Origin of the sequence: Psychrobacter sp. AOP5-GZ1-6 (genome assembly GCF_052376345.1) — a bacterium.
Lineage (GTDB): Bacteria > Pseudomonadota > Gammaproteobacteria > Pseudomonadales > Moraxellaceae > Psychrobacter.
Genome location: NZ_JBQSVP010000021.1, coordinates 17,784 through 38,514 on the forward strand (window position 1 = coordinate 17,784; position 20,731 = coordinate 38,514).

General features: G+C 43.2%; 19 protein-coding genes. 5 read left to right on the forward strand and 14 right to left on the reverse strand.

Features of this window, described 5'->3' with window-relative positions:
• Nucleotides 1-8: 8 nt before the first annotated feature.
• Nucleotides 9-1,718 (reverse strand): urocanate hydratase, encoded by a 1,710-nt coding sequence (hutU, locus tag ACT3RN_RS04800; protein WP_192992109.1) that lies wholly within the window; start codon nt 1,716-1,718, stop codon nt 9-11.
• A 297-nt stretch (nt 1,719-2,015) separates the two neighbouring features.
• Between hutU and ACT3RN_RS04805 the strand changes: the two genes are divergently transcribed.
• The 4 genes from ACT3RN_RS04805 (at nt 2,016) to ACT3RN_RS04820 (ending at nt 5,561) form a co-directional block, all read left to right on the forward strand.
• Nucleotides 2,016-2,780 (forward strand): UTRA domain-containing protein, encoded by a 765-nt coding sequence (locus ACT3RN_RS04805; RefSeq protein ID WP_192518856.1) that lies wholly within the window; start codon nt 2,016-2,018, stop codon nt 2,778-2,780.
• 316 nt (nt 2,781-3,096) lie between these two features.
• Complete coding sequence (locus ACT3RN_RS04810; protein WP_192518855.1) at nt 3,097-3,933, forward strand: amino acid ABC transporter substrate-binding protein; 837 nt, start codon at nt 3,097-3,099, stop codon at nt 3,931-3,933.
• Nucleotides 3,934-3,962: 29 nt separating this feature from the next.
• The gene (locus ACT3RN_RS04815) at nt 3,963-4,691 is read left to right on the forward strand and encodes an amino acid ABC transporter permease (RefSeq protein ID WP_442060603.1); all 729 of its coding nucleotides are present in this window, start codon (nt 3,963-3,965) and stop codon (nt 4,689-4,691) included.
• A 123-nt stretch (nt 4,692-4,814) separates the two neighbouring features.
• Complete coding sequence (locus ACT3RN_RS04820) at nt 4,815-5,561, forward strand: amino acid ABC transporter ATP-binding protein (RefSeq protein WP_192518854.1); 747 nt, start codon at nt 4,815-4,817, stop codon at nt 5,559-5,561.
• Between the two features lie 174 nt (nt 5,562-5,735).
• On the opposite strand, the gene ACT3RN_RS04825 is transcribed toward ACT3RN_RS04820, so the two are convergent.
• The 12 genes from ACT3RN_RS04825 to uraD form a co-directional block, all read right to left on the reverse strand.
• Nucleotides 5,736-6,674 (reverse strand): DMT family transporter, encoded by a 939-nt coding sequence (locus ACT3RN_RS04825; RefSeq protein ID WP_192518853.1) that lies wholly within the window; start codon nt 6,672-6,674, stop codon nt 5,736-5,738.
• A 249-nt stretch (nt 6,675-6,923) separates the two neighbouring features.
• Entirely contained in the window at nt 6,924-7,709 is a 786-nt protein-coding gene (locus ACT3RN_RS04830) for a lysozyme inhibitor LprI family protein (protein ID WP_444518512.1), read from the reverse strand.
• 18 nt (nt 7,710-7,727) lie between these two features.
• A complete protein-coding gene (locus ACT3RN_RS04835; protein WP_192518851.1) occupies nt 7,728-8,375 on the reverse strand; it encodes an anthranilate synthase component II in 648 nt (215 codons plus the stop codon).
• Between the two features lie 72 nt (nt 8,376-8,447).
• Nucleotides 8,448-9,866 (reverse strand): anthranilate synthase component I family protein, encoded by a 1,419-nt coding sequence (locus ACT3RN_RS04840; RefSeq protein WP_192518850.1) that lies wholly within the window; start codon nt 9,864-9,866, stop codon nt 8,448-8,450.
• 260 nt (nt 9,867-10,126) lie between these two features.
• Nucleotides 10,127-10,402, reverse strand: a complete 276-nt coding sequence (locus ACT3RN_RS04845; RefSeq protein WP_192518849.1) for a Trp family transcriptional regulator — start codon at nt 10,400-10,402, stop codon at nt 10,127-10,129.
• Nucleotides 10,403-10,803: 401 nt separating this feature from the next.
• A complete protein-coding gene (locus tag ACT3RN_RS04850) occupies nt 10,804-11,340 on the reverse strand; it encodes an ureidoglycolate lyase (RefSeq protein WP_226945097.1) in 537 nt (178 codons plus the stop codon).
• Nucleotides 11,341-11,415: 75 nt separating this feature from the next.
• Nucleotides 11,416-12,252: a bifunctional allantoicase/(S)-ureidoglycine aminohydrolase gene (locus tag ACT3RN_RS04855; RefSeq protein WP_192518847.1), complete on the reverse strand. Its 837-nt coding sequence runs from the start codon at nt 12,250-12,252 to the stop codon at nt 11,416-11,418.
• A gap of 94 nt (nt 12,253-12,346) precedes the next feature.
• Nucleotides 12,347-13,327, reverse strand: coding sequence for an allantoinase PuuE (puuE, locus tag ACT3RN_RS04860; protein ID WP_192518846.1), 981 nt, complete (start codon nt 13,325-13,327; stop codon nt 12,347-12,349).
• A gap of 35 nt (nt 13,328-13,362) precedes the next feature.
• On the reverse strand, nt 13,363-14,880 hold the full coding sequence (locus tag ACT3RN_RS04865; protein ID WP_192518845.1) for an NCS1 family nucleobase:cation symporter-1: 1,518 nt from the start codon (nt 14,878-14,880) through the stop codon (nt 13,363-13,365).
• Between the two features lie 134 nt (nt 14,881-15,014).
• Nucleotides 15,015-16,367: a urate hydroxylase PuuD gene (locus ACT3RN_RS04870; RefSeq protein WP_192992108.1), complete on the reverse strand. Its 1,353-nt coding sequence runs from the start codon at nt 16,365-16,367 to the stop codon at nt 15,015-15,017.
• Nucleotides 16,368-16,539: 172 nt separating this feature from the next.
• Entirely contained in the window at nt 16,540-16,908 is a 369-nt protein-coding gene (gene uraH, locus ACT3RN_RS04875; RefSeq protein WP_192518843.1) for a hydroxyisourate hydrolase, read from the reverse strand.
• A gap of 35 nt (nt 16,909-16,943) precedes the next feature.
• A complete protein-coding gene (uraD, locus tag ACT3RN_RS04880; RefSeq protein ID WP_225739113.1) occupies nt 16,944-17,471 on the reverse strand; it encodes a 2-oxo-4-hydroxy-4-carboxy-5-ureidoimidazoline decarboxylase in 528 nt (175 codons plus the stop codon).
• Nucleotides 17,472-17,747: 276 nt separating this feature from the next.
• Here uraD and ACT3RN_RS04885 point away from each other — a divergent pair, with 276 nt between their 5' ends.
• Nucleotides 17,748-18,413: a TetR/AcrR family transcriptional regulator gene (locus ACT3RN_RS04885; protein WP_192518841.1), complete on the forward strand. Its 666-nt coding sequence runs from the start codon at nt 17,748-17,750 to the stop codon at nt 18,411-18,413.
• A 171-nt stretch (nt 18,414-18,584) separates the two neighbouring features.
• Here the strand turns inward: ACT3RN_RS04885 and ACT3RN_RS04890 are convergent, their stop codons facing one another.
• Nucleotides 18,585-19,919: a nucleobase:cation symporter-2 family protein gene (locus ACT3RN_RS04890; protein ID WP_226945096.1), complete on the reverse strand. Its 1,335-nt coding sequence runs from the start codon at nt 19,917-19,919 to the stop codon at nt 18,585-18,587.
• Nucleotides 19,920-20,731 lie beyond the last annotated feature (812 nt).

Below are 20,731 nucleotides of genomic sequence, written 5' to 3' on the forward strand. Positions count from 1 at the left end.
AGGGTATGCTACTTAACCATCGGCAAATTTAGACCATAGTCTTTGGCTGTTTTGATCGCCAGCTCATAGCCTGCATCGGCATGACGCATAACCCCTGAGCCGCAATCGTTGACAAGTACTCGTGCCAAGCGTTTGGCAGCGGCATCAGTGCCATCTGCGACAATGACCATACCTGAGTGCTGCGAGTAGCCCATGCCAACGCCGCCGCCATGATGTAGTGATACCCAAGTGGCACCGCCTGCGACATTGAGCATACCATTCAATAATGCCCAGTCAGATACCGCATCTGAGCCATCTTTCATGCTTTCAGTTTCGCGGTTTGGGCTGGCAACAGAACCCGTATCCAAGTGGTCACGACCGATGACAATAGGGCCTTTTAGCTCGCCGTTTTTGACCATTTCATTAAAGGCTAAACCTGCTTTGTCACGCTCACCCAATCCTAACCAGCAGATACGGGCAGGCAAACCCTGAAACTGAATGCGCTCTTTTGCCATATCTAACCAGCGATGGATATGGGTGTTTTCAGGGAACAGCTCTTTGATTTTTTGATCGGTCTTATAGATATCTTCTGGATCACCTGACAGCGCCACCCAGCGGAAGGGGCCTTTGCCTTGGCAGAACAGCGGACGAATATAAGCGGGGACAAAACCTGGGAAATTAAAAGCGTCTTTAACGCCTTCATCAAAAGCCACCTGACGGATATTATTACCATAATCGGTCGTTGGAATGTCCATCGCTTGTAAATCTAGCATCGCCTGTACGTGTACGGCACAAGACTGAGCGGCGGCTTTGGTTAATGCTGCATGTTGCTCTGAATCTTCTTGCGCAGCTTTCCATGCTTCCACTGTCCAGCCACTTGGTAGATAGCCATTGATCAAGTCATGCGCTGAGGTTTGATCGGTCACTAGATCAGGCTTCATACCGCCAGCATTGGCGCGCTTGACCATCTCTGGCAAGATATCTGCTGCATTACCAAGTAGGGCAATAGAGACCGCTTCACCCGCGTCGGTATGCTGTTTGATGAGCTCATAAGCATGGTCTAAGTCATCAGCTTGCTTATCGACATAACCAGTACGCAAGCGGAAATCGATACTAGATTGCTGACACTCGATGTTCAGTGAGGTTGCACCTGCAAAAGTCGCGGCTAATGGCTGCGCACCGCCCATGCCGCCAAGACCCGCGGTCAAAATCCAACGTCCTGCCCAGCTACCGTCATAATGCTGACGACCTGCTTCTACAAAGGTCTCATATGTACCTTGCACGATGCCTTGCGTGCCAATATAGATCCAGCTACCAGCTGTCATTTGACCATACATCATCAAGTCTTTGCGATCGAGCTCGTTAAAGTGCTCCCACGTGGCCCAGCGTGGTACAAGGTTAGAGTTGGCAATCAATACGCGCGGTGCGTTTTCATGTGTCTGAAACACGCCAACTGGTTTGCCTGACTGTACCAATAAGGTCTCATCGTCTTCTAACACTTTTAGCGACTCTAGAATTTGATCATAGCTTTCCCAGTTGCGGGCTGCGCGTCCAATACCACCGTACACCACTAGGCTTTTAGGGTTTTCGGCCACATCAGGATGCAGATTGTTTTGCAGCATGCGATAGGGCGCTTCGGTCAGCCAGCTTTTGCAATGTAGGGTACTGCCAGTGGGCGCGGCGATTTCGCGGCTCTCATCACGGCGAGTAGGTTTTTTGCTATTGCTATCAGTAGTCATGGTCAAATCCTTGTGAAATATTTTAAGGTGCTAGAGCAATGAAAATAAGTGGTTTACGCTCAGTCTATAAATACACTTGGCTAATTGCTATATGAGCTGGGTTATTGATACTGTCGTAAAGTTGTATATACAAATTATCAAAGATTATTTTTTCATGCAAGTACTTTTTATTTGTGAGGCAATTATTTTTGTTATTGATCTGAAAAATATGTTGTGTAGGTAGGTTCCGATTGAGAATTGCGCTGCAGTCTCATGATATTATGTCGACATTATTAGGATTAAAGACAACAGTGAAAGATGGCCATGACAAAGACGATTCCGGCGTATCAACGCATAAAAAACGCTATATTAGACAATATACACTCGGGTAAATGGCAAGCAGGTAACGCGATTTCGACAGAAATGGCACTGGCTGAGGAGTTTGGGGTGTCGCGCATGACGGTGAACCGCGCGCTAAAAGAGCTGAGCGAGGAGCGGGTACTAGAGCGTCGGCAGGGGTCAGGGACGTTTGTCGCACAGCAGCAGTTTAATCATACGTTTGTCGAGGTGCGCAACATCGCTGAGGATTTAAAATCTGCCAATCGTGATTATGAGGCAAAGGTGGTGAGTAAGCGTGCTATTACGGCTGATATGCTAGACGATGCGATGCGTGATAAGTTTGATATTGCCGTACCAAATGGTCGTGAGGGCAAGGTGCTCAATGAAACACCAGCACTAGAAATACCGGTACTATATGAGGTCAAAATCATCCATTTTGCTGACGGCCAGCCCATACAGTTTGAAGAGCGTTGGGTTGATGCCAATAAAGTACCAAAATTTATTGAGCAAGATTTTAGCGTCGTCAATACCAGTGATTACTTAATTGCTAAGAGTCCACTAGAGCGCGGCAGTTATACTATTCAAGCATTGGCTGCTCCTGATGACATTGCTGATTTTTTACAAATTGCCTCGCAGTCACCAACACTGGTATTGTGCCGCCAAACCTACTCGGCAGGTCAAGTAGTCACCTTTGTGAAGATGTGGCATGCGGGTGAACGCTATCAGTTTTCAGGCGATTTATGATGGTCACCTTACGTATGCCCACTGATTTTTTACATTTTCTTGTCTAAAGTCAGGGGCTATATCGATAAGCTGATATTTATTGAACAGCAATAACATCTGAATATGCTTTGAAATTTAAAAAATAATAGAGAAACAGTATTGAAAAATACATCATTTGCCCTCAAAACTTGCAGCCACAAGAAAATACAATAAATTTACCGAGCAATGAGAAGCGTGACACATAAACCACGCGTATATTTCAGCGATTTTAGTTTGTTACTAGCCTCTACTTGCTGTATGTTGAGTATTTATTCATCTATTCGCGGAAGGAAACCCCATGAAACGTCGCAATCTATTAGCCCTAGCTGCCAGCACTATGTTGCTTGCTGCCTGCGGTCAATCTACTACCAACGAAGCTGATACCAGTGCGACTGACAGTACCGCAACGGGCGGTTCTGATTTGCTACAACGTATCAACAATGGTGGTACCATCAACGTTGGTACAGAGGGTACTTATCCTCCGTTCACGTACCATGATGAGAGCGGAAAACTAACGGGTTATGATGTTGAAGTAACGCGTGCAGTAGCAGATAAACTAGGCGTAGACGTCGAGTTCAAAGAAACCCAATGGGATGCTATGCTGGCAGGTTTGGATTCAGGACGCTTCGATATGGTGGCTAACCAAGTTAGTTTGACCACGCCTGAGCGCAAAGCAAAGTATGATAAAGCCAGTCCTTATAGCTGGTCAGGTGCGGTAGTTCTAGCACCGACTGATGACGACCGTTATAGCTCGTGGGAAAGTTTAAAAGGGTTGCGTACGGCTCAATCATTAAGTAGTAACTATGGCGAGATGGCAGAGAAGTATGAAACAGAAATCGTCCCTGTCGATGGCATGGCGCAGGCCATTCAGTTGGTCAAACAAGATCGTGCTGACTTTACCATGAATGACAATCTAGCAGTATTGGACTACCTCAAAAAATTCCCAGATTCAAACATGGAGATTAAACTGACGGCTCCTGCTAGTGAGCTACGTGGCTCAGGTTTGGTATTGATCAAAGGCGATGACGCAGTCGTGGAAAAACTAAATGATGCGATGGAAGCGTTGGCCGCTGATGGTACCTTGACCAAGCTTAGCGAAGAGTTCTTTGGTGCTGATATAAGTCAGAAAAAGTAATGTCAGTGTCTATCATACCGGCGTCTGTCATGTCAGCCTCATGGTTAGCAGATTTTTTGGCAGCACTGCCATTTATGAGTGCTGATCGGGCACAGATTGTCATCTCATCGTTTTGGCCAATGCTCAAAGGTGGTATCTACTATTCGATACCACTGGCGTTGATCTCATTTACGATTGGTATAGTCATTGCACTGACAGTGGCGCTGATTCGTATCGTGCCGCGTACTGGTGTGTTCCATGAGGTTATCTATAGACTGGCTCGTATCTATGTGTCTGCGATTCGTGGTACACCGATGTTGGTTCAGCTATTTATTATTTTCTATGGTCTACCAAGTGTCGGAGTAAAGCTCGATCCTTTTCCGTCAGCAATTATTGCTTTTTCGCTAAATATCGGCGCTTATGCATCAGAGACGGTGCGTGCCTCGATTTTATCGATACCAAAAGGGCAATGGGAAGCAGGATCGACGGTTGGTCTGACGTATCTGCAAACCTTTCGTCACGTTATTTTGCCACAAGCGCTTCGGGTATCTGTTCCACCGTTATCCAATACGTTTATCAGTTTGGTAAAAGACACCTCTTTGGCATCATTGGTACTCGTCACTGAGCTGTTTAAACAAGCGCAAATCATTACGGCACGCAACTATGAGTTTATGCTGGTTTATACTGAAGCGGCGATTATTTATTGGGGTATCTGTTTGTTCTTGACCTTTATTCAAGGCAAACTTGAAACCCGACTGGATCGCTACGTGGCAAAATAATTGATGGCTAATAAACGATTATTAATAAGTGCTTGTTAGTAAGTAATGATGGATTAGCCATCAGTCATACAAGCGATTCAGAATAAACAGTCGCAAATAAAGATCAGTACAACAGGAATTTTTATGATCAAAGTCACTAATATTCATAAAGCTTTTGGTGGCAATCAGGTGCTAAAAGGCATCGACTTGACGATCAATAAAGGCAAAGTGATCGTAATATTAGGACCTTCAGGGTCAGGTAAGACGACATTTTTACGTTGTTTAAATGCGCTGGAGATTCCTGATCAAGGTGTGATTGCTTTTGATGACAATAGCTTGAGCGTCGACTTTGCTACTAAGCCTAAGAAAAAAACCTTATTGGCTCTGCAGCGCAAATCAGGCATGGTTTTTCAGTCTTATAATTTATTTCCACATAAGACAGCTATCGAAAACCTAATGCTTGGACCGACAGTGGTTCAAGGTCAAACCAAAGCGCAAGCCCGTGAACAGGCTTTAGTTTTACTAGAGAAAGTGGGTCTGTCAGACAAAGCGGATCTCTATCCGTTTCAGCTATCTGGTGGTCAGCAGCAGCGTATCGGTATTGCTCGTGCGCTGGCTATTGAGCCATCATTACTGTTGTTCGATGAGCCAACCTCGGCGCTTGATCCAGAGCTGGTGCAAGATGTCCTTGAGACGATGAAGCAATTGGCATCGGAAGGCTGGACCATGGTTGTGGTAACTCACGAAGTCAACTTTGCCCGTGATGTCGCAGACCATGTGGTATTAATCGAAGATGGTCATGTGGTCGAAGAAGGCAGCGCTGAGCAGATGTTTGAGCTATCAACGCATCCACGTACGCAGGCGTTTTTACAGCGTATCGAGAAGCAATAAAGCTAAAAAGTGAGCTTCTATTGTCAAAGTGAAGCTCTGAGTAATATGAAGCCTTAAGCAATATACCGCCCTGAGCAATATACAGACTTAAACAATAAAAAGCCCCAATCATGTTGTCATGGTTGGGGCTTTTTTTATAAACATATCAAGAGTTTTGTCCATTACAACAGAGTTTTATACCTTTTGCCGTTTTTTTAGCCAACGTGGTACGCGAGTGGCAGTACCGTTCAGCATGGCATTAAATAAAGCGGCTAGTAGAATTAATACCACACCCACATATTGAATCAATGACAATGATTGATGTAGCAATATGGTCGCAAGAGCAATGGCTGTCAACGGCTCAAAAATCGTAAATACGGATGCGCGAGAGGCAGGCAGCTTTTCTAATGCTTTCATATACAGCGCAAATGGTACGACAGTTCCTAGTAAAGACAGCCCTAAGACATAGCCCCAAGTCGGTAGTGGTAGGCTTAGTAGCTGCTCATAAGTACGATAAGTCTCTGGTAATAATAGCAACACACCAGCACTGATAATAATCGAGGTAAAAAACACTAACGGGGCAGGGTGAGCATTATGCATCGCTCGTTTGCCCAGCACGCCATATAATGAGTAGCACATTCCTGACAATAGCCCCAAGACAATACCCCAGTTGACCTGTGCTTGCTCACCTAACATCGTCAATCCAACGCCAAACACTGCCATTAGAGCCAGTAGGGCTGATTGACGAGTAATAGATTCATTGAGCAAAAGCGTCGAAAATAACAAGCTAAAAACGGGTGCAGTATAGAGCAGTGCGACAGCGGGGCCTGCACCGACGTAGATAACGGCAAAGAAATAACATAACGACATGCCAAGCACGCCTATCAAAGACTGAAATGCCAATCCAATCCATTGCTTGGGTCGCAGTTTAATTAAATGCGGCCATAGTTTTGGTAGCATGACGAGCACAAGCAGCGCAGCGGTTACGATGCGTAAAATAGTTGTCTGCCATCCACTAAAGCCAATTTGATTAAGGTAAGTAGAAAATATTCCTAATGTACCCCAGCAAACAGCAGCTGTGATGATTTGAATGATGCCTATCCATGACTTTGATGATGGGATTGCTTTATCCATGTTCGCCCTATTGTTTTCTTATTATTATCTGAATGATACAACCTTGTGTAAGATTGCCCGCTGTTCAAATGTGCTAAGCAATACTGAACAAACAAAAGACAGCCTATAATTAGACTGTCTTTTGTTTGAGTTTATCATGAAAATATTACTGAGTCGCTCGGAAATGCTATGGCGTGTGAAAATACAAAGCAGGCATTAATGACGAGTATAGTCGGAATAAGGCATCGAACTGATAAGATTTAGGTAGGGCTAATCAATCCACAAAAACCATGCTTGTTCTCGGGTGTTGTTTTGCTGAATAAAGCACACTTTCTCTGCTTGGGTTCTTGGCTGATGTGATGCGTTTGCACCGCAGTCTTTTGAACGCTGTTTAATCCATTGTTTTTGTTTTTGTTTTTGTTTTTGTTTTTGTTCTTGTTTCAAGTCGGCTGCCATTTCTTCACCATATAGCCGACTGACTTCTTGTCGTATGTCATGATAGCTACCGTTTATTTCTTGATCAGACGTTTCGTAGATACCATCAATTAGCCCAGCTTGTGACGCTAACGGTAAATAAGTGGTATTTTCTTTGTAGGAGAAATTATGGCCATCACTGGTACTGTTGCTGCCAATATATATTTCATGGTTTGATGGATCGATAAATCCGTTAAAGTCTTTACCCTCAAAGACATAACCCTGAAACCTACAAGGAGTCACACCATCTTTACACACACTGTGCTTGGTTTTGGCTGCATAAAGCTTGACAGAATAAGGCGTATTATTGAGATAAGGCGTATTATCGAGTTTCTTGCCTACCTGTTTTGTTTGCAAGAGTCGCCCTAAATCAGGAGCAACTAGTAGCATATTGTCGCAAGTTACGCTCCCTTCTTCGCAATCCCTATAGAGGTTTAAACGTTGACCCTGAATGTCCATCCCCAATATAAAGTTTGCCTCAATAGGTGCCACTGCCGAGCTGAAAGAAGCCACTATCATCAGACTAGCAAACACCGTCATACGTGTGAATGAGCGCTTTATATTAGGTGATGTGACAAACATAGCGAATTTATACCTGTTTTATATTTGCATTAAAAAATTAGTGAGCAAACGCTTGGCACCTTCAGTCGCGAATGATTCTGGATGAAACTGCACACCTTGAATTGGATAGTCTTTGTGTTGTAAGCCCATGATTTCATCGCCTGCTAGTGCTGATTTGGCTAGGCTATGCTCACTATGTTGCTCATTATCAACGACGGCGGTGACAGTTAAGCAATCTGGCAGTGTCTTGGCTTTCACCATCAATGAGTGATAGCGCATGATTTCAATGGCTTGTGGTAATCCTTGATAGACACCCGCACCATCGTGACGAATCGCTGAGACTTTGCCATGCATCGGTACATTGGCACGTATCACATCACCGCCAAACACATGAGCGATGCCTTGCATGCCTAAGCACACACCTAGTATTGGCGTCGTCTTACCCATGACTTTGATGACCTCAGCACAAATACCGAAGTAGGCAGGATCATCAGGTGCGCCAGGGCCTGGTGATATAATGATACGGTCAAGATTCATCGCTTGCACGTCAGCCAGTGTAATTTCATTGTTGCGTTTAACGATGACGTTTGCTTCTTCATCACCGTCCATGGTTTGTAAAATCTCCCCAATATATTGGTAAAGATTAAAAGTAAACGAGTCGTAGTTATCGATAATTAAAACATTCATGGGTCATAAACTCTTTAATAAAATATGGTCAGTGTGCGAATTACGGCTGGTATGAATTACAGCAGTTGCAAACTACAGCGACATAAAGCTGTCTAATACGACTTTCATCGCTGACAGTTTGCGTTGAATCTCTAAGTATTCATCGGCTGGATTGGAGTCATATACATTGCCGCCACAGGTTTGGGCATAAGCCGATTCACCATTCATAAACAAGCTGCGAATAGGAATGGCAAAGATACAATCGCCATTGAAATTGAATGAACCGAGCGCGCCGCCATAAGCACCGCGACCATCTGGCTCTAACTCATTAATGACTTTAATGGCTTCAACCTTTGGTGCCCCAGACAATGTGCCTGCGGGGAAGTTACTGGCAAGGGCGCTAAACATGTCTTCGTTGGGATGTAAAATTCCGACAATCTCAGACGATATATGCTGCACGTGCGAGAAGCGTTTGATGTCCATTAGGTTACGTACCTTTACTGTGCCAAATCGTGCTACACGACCAATATCATTACGATGCAAGTCGACCAGCATGTTATGTTCGGCAATCTCTTTTTCGTCGTTAAGCAGTGCGCGGGCAAGCTTACGGTCTTCGATCACATCGACGCCGCGCTTGGCAGTGCCGGCAAGCGGGTAGGTTTCCATTTCACCTTGACGCAAGCGAAACAATAATTCGGGTGAAGCGCCGATGATGCACTGCTGGTCAAACTTCATAAAGTACATGTGCGGTGATGGGTTGACGCTACGCAGCTTTTCATAAATGGGCATCTTGTCACCAGCGATACGATATTTAGACTTAAACCCTACCTCGCACTGAAAGATACGTCCGGCAATAATATCTTCTTTGACCTGCATTACCGCTTTCGCATGTTCCTCTTGGCTCATGCCGTCACCTAAAAACTCAACCGTTGGATTTTCACAACTTGGAGTAGGTGTATCAAGTAACGCTTTGATGTGCTCGATACGGTTTTCTTGCTGATCGGTCGGATAATAAAAATAGAAAATTTCGCCCGTCATCTTGTCGAGCGTTAATCCATCTAAATATACGCCAAACTTAAACGGTTCAAAATCGTCGCTAGACTTTGCAGTGAGGCTGGGCTCAAAAAAATTCACACTGTCATAGCCTAGATAGCCGACCAAACCACCGCTCTGGTCACGAGCGATAACGTGTTGCGGGGTAATCTCACGCAATAGTTGATATGGGTTTTCGGTTTGGTAGTGGTTTGTTTCAGCAGTTTTGTTATCGGTGATGGCAAGGGTGTTGCGATCGATGGCAGCGATGGTCATGACTGGATTGAACCCAATGGCATGATGACGTGAGATATGGCTGTCTTCACCTAAAGATTCGAGTAGGTAGCAGGTATCAAAAGTGCTTTCTATACGTTTGAATAACGCAAAAAAGTCAATATCTTGAGTGAGCTTAATACGCTGTGGTTTGCTAGGAATATCAATCGCCGTAGGTTGGCCGTGCAGTAGTGTAGGAAAGGTCATAACAAAGTCCGGAATAGTTCAAATATGTATTAGAGCGTGTCATCAATTAGCACATTAATACATTTAATGGTCTTAAAATGGCTAAATTTTGCTAAACATCGTCAGAAATTTTGTCAATATATTCATATTAACGGCAATTTCTTCCTTGTTTATCTACAATTTTTCTTATTTTAAGCCTGATAATCTAATTGATGAGACGCCCTAGCTAAAAATAAAAAGAATGTTGAGAGTATTGTGTCAGGTATAGTGAATTGACTGTATTAAGTGTCTTGTCTAAGTGTCGCTAGTAGCGCACTGATATCATGACTTTGTATGGCTTTAGCACCGCGAGAGACAGTGGCGATACCGACGCCTAACTGTTCAGAGATTTCACGTTGAGTGATGCCACGATCTAAAGCATCAAAAATACGAATACGGTTGGCAATCTCAAGCTGCTCTTTATCCGTCAGTAGGGCACGGAATAGTTCTGCCATATCATCGCTGTCACTACAATTCGCTAAATGCTTCAGTAAACTTGAATAGGGATCAGTACTCATAGTATTTAATCTTCATAAAAGGGTAGATGGCTGTCTTGCTGATTTTAGCCTTAATCTTGTTTCAGTATTCTAGTATAATAGTACATGAAAAACAAGGCAGCTCATAGAAAGTTTTTTGTTTAGCGATTTTTTGCTTACCGGTAATGCACCCTAATCTGCAACAAATGAAAAAACCAGCTAATGGCTATTAGCTAGTCTTGCTATCACCTATTATTAGGGCATGTCCTCAATTCAATCGATAGTTATCTAAATGGGTTAAAAATGGCTAAATCTTGCCAAACGGCGTCAAATAGCTGACTAATATCTCGATATTATCTGCGCTATTTTCCTTGTTTGACTGCAATTTATCTAATTTTTATCACCATTTTTAAAATGAGGACACACCCTAGTACTGTCTGAAACTATTCCGAAGCCAGATCAACTTGCACTTGCCAATCCTCTATATCGAGCTCATAGCAATTCTGACCTTCACCATTGATACGATCAATGACCAAAAAATCAGAGTCGCGCCCAAGTGCGAGTAGTGGATGATGCCAGACATTGGCATCATACTGTACGCCTTGATGCGATTTGGCATAAAACACCGTCAAATCCTCAGCAGATTTTGGTGGCTCTCCTGCAGGTGCAACGACCACGATATAGTCCTGAGCATTCATCGAAAAAAATGCCTGCGTACCAAATGGATGATATTCCATCACGGATAATACGATAGGGAAATCACGTTTTTTGGCACGGAAGATACTCATGCCCACGTTACCACCATCGAGCTTAGCTTCAGCGATGGCGTGATGACGACACGCATAGCCTTTATTGATATGGTAGCTGTTTTCAGGCGTTTGCTGATCCTTGTCATAGGGTTCGATAACGGTGCCGTAGGGTGCAAAACCAGCTTTGGTTAAAGGTTTTGCAACGATTGTAGTCTTCATAAGAGTACTCATGACTTTGCCTTATAATCTCGTGTATCTCTTTTACTTGGTATTTTTTTACTTAGCATCGACTATATTCTAGACGGCTTATCGTTCTGGGCGAATAAATGGCATATGTCTATTCACGTCTTTATAGAGTAGATATCTAAATGGACCAGGTCCACCAGCGTAACAAGATTGTGGGCAAAATGCGCGTAACCACATAAAATCACCTGCCTCTACTTCGACCCATTCACCGTTTAAGTGATAGACGGCTTTACCTTCTAGTACATACAGACCATGCTCCATCACATGCGTTTCATCAAATGGGATCACGCCACCAGGCTGGAACGTGACGATATTTACATGCATGTCGTGACGCATATCAGATTGCTCGGTAAATCGAGTGGTTGCCCATACGCCACCTGTGTCTGGCATCTCAATAGCATCGACATCGTGATCGCTTGTGACAAAAGGCTCAGGTGCATCAATACCATCTACAAACTGATACGCTTTGCGAATCCAATGAAACTTAACGTGCTTATCGCTATTATTTTTCACCGTCCATTTACATGCTGGCGGTAAGAAGGCATAGCCACCAGCTTCCAGGTGATGCGCTTCGCCTTCAATGGTAATATCCATTTCACCTTCAACGACAAACAATACGGCTTCGGCTTTCATGTCTAGTTCAGGCTTATCAGAGCCGCCATTTGGTGCTACTTCCACGATGTATTGTGAGAAGGTTTCTGAAAAGCCAGATAAAGGACGGGCAATCACCCACATGCGCATACCTTCCCAAAATGGCAGATAGCTAATTACAATGTCGGTTAATACACGTTTGGGAATAATGGCATAAGCTTCGGTAAAGATAGCACGATCGGATAGTAGTTGTGTTTGCGGAGGTAATCCGCCAGTTGGCGCGTAATAAGTACTTTTTGTTGACATTTTTTCATGTTCCTTGGTGACTTTGTGCGACGATAATGATTGTGTGTCGCGATAATAATGGTGTGCTGCGATAAATGGTTGTCTGAGCGTATGGTTACAGCCAGTTTTCGGTGTTGTCGGCAGTGGCTGGATGGTTTTTATACCAGTGTTTGGCAATCTCGTCACGGCGGCATATCCACACATCAGGCTTGCTAGTGATGTATTGCAAAAACTTTTTGAGAGCAGTAATACGACCAGCACGACCAATGATACGACAATGCAAACCGATCGTTAGCATTTTGGGCGTATGTTCGCCTTCTTTATATAGCGTGTCAAAGCTGTCTTTTAAGTACTGATAAAAAGGCTCAGCGTTGGTAAATCCTGGACTAGAAGCAAAACGCATGTCATTGGTTTCTAGCGTATAAGGAATAACTAAATGCGGCTTACGTGCGATTTTGTTACCGTCTTCTACCTTGACATTGAGCCAGTAGGGTAGCTCATCAGCATAAGAGTCGGAATCATAAATATAGCCACCTTGTTCTGCAACTAACTCACGAGTATTGGGGCTATCACGACCAGTATACCAACCGAGTGGCTGGCCACCAGTCATGCTTTTGAATATCTCAGTTGCACGGCGTACATGCTCGCGCTCAGTTTCGCGATACATATATTGATAGGTGATCCAGCGCAGACCATGACTGGCGATTTCATGCCCGTCTTCTAATACGCGCTCGATAATATGCGGAGTTTTCTCAGCCGCCGCTGCACAAGTAAAGGTAGTAATGGGTAAACCGTATTCTTTAAAGGTATCCAATACTCGCCAAACGCCGACACGGCTACCGTATTCAAATGCTGACTCGATCGACTGATGGCGATTGTTAAATTCTGGCGTACCCAATACATCAGATAAAAAGCGCTCAGATTGACCATCACCATGAATGACACTGTTCTCTGCACCTTCTTCGATATTTAGGACGAATTGCACAGCGATTTTGGCGCCGCCTGGCCAGTTGGCTTTTGGCGGGTTTCCACCATAGCCTTTTAAGTCACGAGGGTAAGCATCTTGATCAAAGTTACTGGTGATTTTCTGAGTCATGTTTGATATTCCTTTGTTTCAATTGAGATGTTTTTTTACCTAAAGTCTGATGCTTGATTAGGTTTTATGGCGTCGGATTGCATCAGCAGCCAATAAGCGATACCGCCCAATATGGCACCTAGTAAGAAACCATAACCCTCAAGCTTTGTTAATGCAGGCACTAATACGGTAGCGATAGAAAAGATAGCACCAACCGCAAAAGCAATTAAGCCACGAATATTCCAACCTTTATAGTAGTAATAAGCCCCATCTGGTTGATCGGAAAATAGATCATTGATATTAATATGTTGACGTTTGATTAAGTAGTAATCGACAACTAATATACCAAAAAAGGGTGCAATGACTGCGCCAACAACATTTACAAAGCCAACGATGCCGATTTTACTGATAAATGATAACCATAGTGCGCCAACGAAAAAGGCAATCACTGCGGTAATTAAGCCACCTTTACGAAAGCTAATATGTTTGGGGAATAAGTTCGCCAAATCATAAGCGGGTGGTATAAAGTTTGCGACCATATTGATCCCCACAGTCGCTGCAAAGAAGGTCAAGGCTGCAACAATCGTTAGTGGGAGTGCGTCAACTCGTTCTACAATCTCTGCAGGGTTGGTCAATGCTTCGCCAAATAAGACCAAAGTACCTGCGGTAATGACTAGGGCAATGAATGAGAAAAACATCATATTAATAGGTAGACCAACTAAGTTACCTAAGCGCATTTCTTTTTCACTGCGTAAAAATCGTGAGAAGTCGCCGAAGTTAATCACAACGGCTGCAAAATAAGCCACCATGGTGCCCACAATCGCGGTAAATGCCTGAAAGGAGGTACCCGTATAGTCGCTGCCACTAGCAAAAATGGAGTTAATAGCTGGTAATAACTCTGAGCCTGACTGATACCAGACAACACCCATCAAGATAACCATCACCACATAAACGAGCGGACCTGCCCAGTTTAAAAAGTGTTTTATAGGCTCAACACCTGCCCAAAAAAGCATGATTTGAAACACCCAAACGATGACAAAGGCGATCCACGCTGTACTATTGAGGCCTAAAAAAGTTGCATCTGAACTACCCATCATAATAGTCAATAAGATAGCAACCGCAGTGGAGGCAAAATAGGTCTGAACCCCGTACCAAAAAATACCGATAATGGCTCGTAATATCGCCGGAAGATTCGCTCCATTGATACCCATGCTAGCACGTATGAGCACTGGAAAAGGAATGCCATATTTGACGCTGGGTTTGCCTGTCAAATTGACCATCAGCATGACGATGAATCCTGAGCAGATAATCGCCGCCATGACCCACCAACCATTCAAACCATAGCTTAAGAATAGTGATGCAGCAAGCGTATAGCCAAAAAGACTTTGAATATCATTTGACCAGACGTTAAATATCGAAAACCATCCCCAACTACGCTGTTCAGGCTGTAGTGGGGCAAGATCGTCATTGTATAATCTTGAGTTTTTGCGTTCTGGATTGAATGTGGTGCAATCATAGAGCGCGCTGTTGGATTGATTGTGGAGCTGACTTTCTTGCTTATTTGCAGTGGACATCCTTTTCTCCTTTCAGATTGGAATCAATCGAAACCAATATTGTTAACACTTAACAATCTTTATTGTTAACACTTTAAGGATGTCTAGTTCATTGGTCAAGGTAATTGTTTACTTATCTGAGTGAAAGTGCTCATTTATAACCCCGAGGTATAAGCTACAAGCTGCTGGCGCTCTTCATCAGTCAACTGAGTGAGATTGCCCAATGGCATATAGCCAGTTTGTACTGCGGTGATGATTTTTGCTTTGTGAATCTTCATGTCTGTAGGCGTTTGCAAGATAATACCCGCTGGTGGTGCGGCAAATCCTTGTTGGGTTGGTTGTGCAGCATGGCAAGTGCTACAGCGCGTATGTACGACATTCATCATGGCATCGTCAGCTGAGGCTGTCACTGGTACCGCTGCAGCCGTAGTAGTAGTAGCTGTATCATCGGTGATAGCTGTAGAACTTGTATTTGTGGCTACATCGCTTGCTATGTCACTGTCAGTTGCTGGAGGCTCCGTATCGGGCGTTACAGGTACGGCAGCGACTGAGGCCGTGACTGAGGCATTGGCAGCAGGTAGCGGCTCAATCGGTTCAGGACGCATCCAAATGATGAGCAATATGGTTAATACTGCAGGAATGACCAAATAGCGTGGCTTATGGTTGTCCAAATGTTTTTGGTTAAAATAATGACGTACAATCGCAGTGATAATACTGACATAGACCAACACCAACCAACCGTGAGCATGGGAGTACATCATTGGGTAGTGGTTGCTAATCATAATAAAGATAAGCGGTAACGTAAAATAGTTGTTCATCAATGAGCGGTTTTTTGCTTGTAGCGCCAAGGCCGCCACTTCTTTACCGGGTTTTTCACCACGCCTCACGCAATCGACTAGCGCTCGTTGAGCTGGCATGATGCCAAAGAAGACATTCCCTGCCATGACCGTACCTAAAATGGCACCGATATGGATAAACGAGGCACGGTCACTGAATAACTGATAAGAACCCCAGCAAGCGATGATTAGTAGGATAAAAATAATGCTGCTAAAAATGAGTGAGTTTTTGCCCAAATGACTGCGGACAATCACTTCATAGATAAAGTAGCTGCCGAATAAAAACAATAAGCTGGTCGATATAGCACCTACGCTGCTGCCAAAAGCTACCTTGCTTGGATCAATCAGATAAGCGGTTGCATTGGCATAGTAGACGATAGATAACATCGCCATACCAGTCAACCAAGTGGTATAGGCTTCCCATTTAAACCAATGCAGCGTTTTGGGCATCTGTTCAGGTTCAAGTTTGTATTTGGCAATTTCATAAAAACCGCCACCATGTACCGCCCATAGGTCACCAGAAATGCCTTTATCCTTTTTCCACTGTGGTGGTTTACGTAGGCTGAGGTCTAACCAAACAAAATAAAACGAAGCCCCAATCCATGCTACGCCAGCGATGACGTGGAACCAGCGGAAAAATAAATTTAACCAATCAAGATAATAAGCGCCCATGCGGCAGGTGTCCTTTTTTACAAATTTTTGTCGTCAGCTTTTTTTCAATGTGCTTTCGTTTCGTGTACTATTTGCTTTCATTATGAACTTGTATAATGATGTGCCTGAATGAGATAGCAGGTAACTATGAGTCACAAAAGCTATGAGTCACGAAAGCTATGAATCACGAAAGCTATGAGCCGCGATAGGTGCTATAACCGTGTGCGCTAAGCAATAACGGAATATGATAGTGATTGTCATCGCGTACCATAAAATCGATAATGACTTGCGGATAAAATGCGGTGAGCTGCTGCGCATCAAAGTAAGACTGGGTATCAAAAGTCAGCGTATAGCGACCATGACTCAAATCAGATGCGTTATTCTCAAGTGTTGAGTCAAACTGCCAGCTGTCAGTAGCTACGCGACCATCGGCATTGGTAATAGCGCTTGCCAATAGGGTGGCGTCACCGCTATCGTTAATACGGTGCAGGGTTACGGCGACATCGGCAGCAGGCTTGCCCAGATGGGTATCTAAAATATGTGATGATAGAGTGGCTGACATAATAACTCCATTTATATATGTGTGGCAGGTGAGGTTTACGCGTCGCTCAGCAGTTTCTGTAAACGTAAACGCGTGATTTTATTTTGTTCGGTAGCGGCATTGACCAGTTCAGTTTCGCGATTGTTTGGTAGCCTTGCTAACAGTAAGTCCAGCATTTGCTGTGCACTTTTACCTGTGGCAAACACAATAAAGATAAAGCCAAATTTATTGAGATAGTCTTGATTTCCTTGTGCTAAGGCTGCAATTACACTATCTTCAGCGTCATTGGCACCTGATTGCTCATGTGCGGCACTGTCTTGCGTGTTACGATATTTCTCTTTTAACGAATCGACATTGCCAATTTGTGGGTGGCCATCAAATGCTTGCAGTAGATTAGTTTCATCGGTTTGAGCTTGTAGCCAAGCTTCATCGCTTTGAGTCAGTAGTGTTTGTATATCACCGAAAGGACGTTTATTTACTAAACTCTGAGCCCACTGAGTACTGGTGCAGCAAGTCAATAAATATGACGTGGCTTCAGCTGGCGAGAGTTTATTAAATTGCTGTAAAGACAGTTTCACAGTCATCTCCTATTCATGTAAAAGCAACGGACTAAAAGGTGGGCGGCAGGGATGGATAATGTTAAGCTCAGATTACGATATACAAAAATATATAATAAAGTAATGTTATATAAAATAATAAGTGGGTTAATATAAGCTATTTTGCTTAAACCTGACTATTTGGTCAACTACTTTATAAAGAAATTTTATTTAGGTGGCTCATATTTCATAAAGATTCGTATTTGAATCTGGTTGTTTATTGGCATATAGCCAACCGTTATAACAACAATAGGTATTACCAACATGGATCAAGAAACTGATATCAATACACAAGAAGCGTCTGACGCGAAAACACAGAAAAATCAGCAGGGCATTCGTGCGCAAAACCAAGCGGTTATCTTGGCAGCAGCAGAAGAAGAGTTTGTCTTAAAGGGTTTTGGTGGTGCTACGATGCAAAGTATCGCTGATAGGGCTGGCCTACCAAAAGCTAATATCCATTACTACTTTAAGAATAAAAAAAACCTGTATCAAATTGTGCTGCACGCTATTATTCAAGAGTGGAACGATGGCTTGGTTACCATGACGATCGATAGTGACCCTAAGGTCGTTATCGAAAAATTCGTACGCACCAAATTACGTCAAGCGTTTGCGCATCCAAATCGCCACAAACTGTTTGCTCTAGAAGTTATCGTGGGTGCACCACATTTGCATAGCTTTATGTCGACGACAATGAAAGAATGGGCACTTGATAAAGCAAAAGTCATGAAAGTCTGGCATGAGCAAGGCAAGATTGGTATCACTGATCCGCTACAGTTATTGATTTTGATTTGGGCAACGACGCAACGATATGCTGAATTTGAAACAGAAATCGTTGGTCTGATGGACAAAAATGATTATGACCAGCAGGATGAAGCGCGTGCTGCTGAGTTTTTGGTGCCGTTTATCTTGCGTGGCTGTGGTCTTGAGTAGATGTGTGCAGTCATAAGTGAGCTATTCTCCGCTGTCATCTCATATCAATAAGAGTGTATATTAACCAGAATAAAAAATGGCTTTAACGCTAGTGCTTGATAAATGCGCTAGCGTTCGTTAAACCTATTAATCAAGCTTTGCAGTAGTGCTATTCAAACGCTCCTAAATGATTTAAGAGACTTTTTGTCTAAGTGGCTTTAGACCATCATCCAGATGTTGCTCTGCCGTATCAAACTCAACACCATAGTTTTTGGGTAAAATAATATCAAGAGCAATAGCGACGATACCAGATACGGTCACTGCTGAACCAAAGATATTACGGAAAAACTGCGGCGCTTGAGCAAATACATCAGGTACAAAAGCCACACCCATAGAGAGACCTAACGAGGTCGCAATGATCAATATATTGCGATGGGTAAAGTTGACGGTTGATAAAATACGTATACCTGCTGTTGCTACAGTAGCGAACATCAATAGGGTAACACCGCCAACGACTGGCTTTGGTAGTTGGGTGAAGACAGCACCAAGGACAGGGAATAACCCCATAAAGAATAAGATACCACCTACATAGAACCCTATATAGCGACTAGCAATCCCTGTCATCTGGATGACACCATTATTTTGACTAAACGTCGTGACAGGGAACGTATTAAAAGTCGCCGCAATCAACGAGTTGACACCATCACCTAATACACCACCTTTGATACGCTTTTCGTATATAGGGCCTTTGATTGGTTCGCCTGAAATCATAGATGTGGCTGTCAAATCACCTGATGTTTCGATACTGGTAATGATATACATAAAGGCAATAGGGATAAATGCTTGCCAATCAAAACCAAAACCGAATTTGAAAGGTATCGGCGCAGTAAAGAGAGGGGCTTCTGCGACCAAAGAAAAATCAATGCGACCCATAAAGGTGGCGGCTAGCAAGCCAAGCATTAAACCGATAAAAATAGCACTTGAGCGAATTACTTTATTATTGACGATACTAATCAACACCACACTAACCAGTACACCACCGCCCAGTAATAAGTTTGGCATACTACCAAAATCCTCAGCACCAACCCCGCCTGCTAAATCTGTTAAACCGACTTTGGTTAAGGACAGACCGATAGTCACGATCACACAACCTGTCACGATTGGACTCATTAAAGATTTGAGTTTGGTAATGAATTGACTTAAGAAAATTTCGACGAAAGCACCAAGAAATGAAATGCCAAAGATGACAGAGAGAATCTCCTCTGGACTACCACCACGGTTTTTTACCACAAACCCTGCTGCTAATACTGCGGCTAAGAAGCCAAAACTGGTGCCTTGTAATGCCATCAAACCTGAACCGATTGGCCCAACTTTGCGTGTCTGAATAAAAGTAGCGACCCCTGATACCATCAATGACATGCTAATCAGGTAGGGAATGTGCTCTCCCAAACCTAAGACGCCGCCAATGATTAGTGATGGGGTAATGATACCGACAAACGCGGCCAGTACGTGTTGTATGGCACCCAAAATGCTTTCCCAGGCGCAGGACGGTCATGTAGTCCATACAGTAAGTCTGGGTTTCCTTGAGTGTGCTCACTCATCTTGGCTTCCTCCTAAAGTGACTTTCAGTCCAAACTCTACGGAGATTATTAAGCAAGGTTATCAATACATAGAATAGAGATGAATGTTGGCACACCTTTAAAACTTCGTATCGCTTATCTATCTCACAAAAAGTCGCACCGATCCTTGTGTGAATACATAAAAGTAGGTAGCTATCTGGTATTTATGAATCTTATAATTAAGTCAAAGTTACAAACCTGACTAATTGGTCAACTATCTTAGGGTATAGTGAAAGAGTTGTTTATTGCAATGTTTTTTTTAGATTGGCATGTTTATTATTTAAATAATGAATATTTAACAAAAGAATAGTGTGTGGGTGATGATACTTGGAAGTCCTTGATAATAAGGGTTTTGAAGGATGTAAGTGAAAAGAAATAAAGATAAATTAAGCGCAAGAATCGTTTTCTAATATAAATTATTTAATGATAATTATTGCTAAATTGTTCGTATTTAGTTAGGATACCTGTCAATAATTAAATGCTAACAATTATCATTAACATTTCTATTTATATATCAAGTTTGGCATCATCAAGCCTTCCTTATTATTTAACACAAACGTAATTATTTAATACAAACGTAGTGATAAAAAATAGTTATGAAAACCGATTATCAACTAGGGCGTGTTGAACATTGGCGACAAATTGATGGCAAAAAAAATAGCGAACGGTTAATCTTTAAGTTCTCACACAAAAAAGATATCGTTCGCTATGCCTCGCACA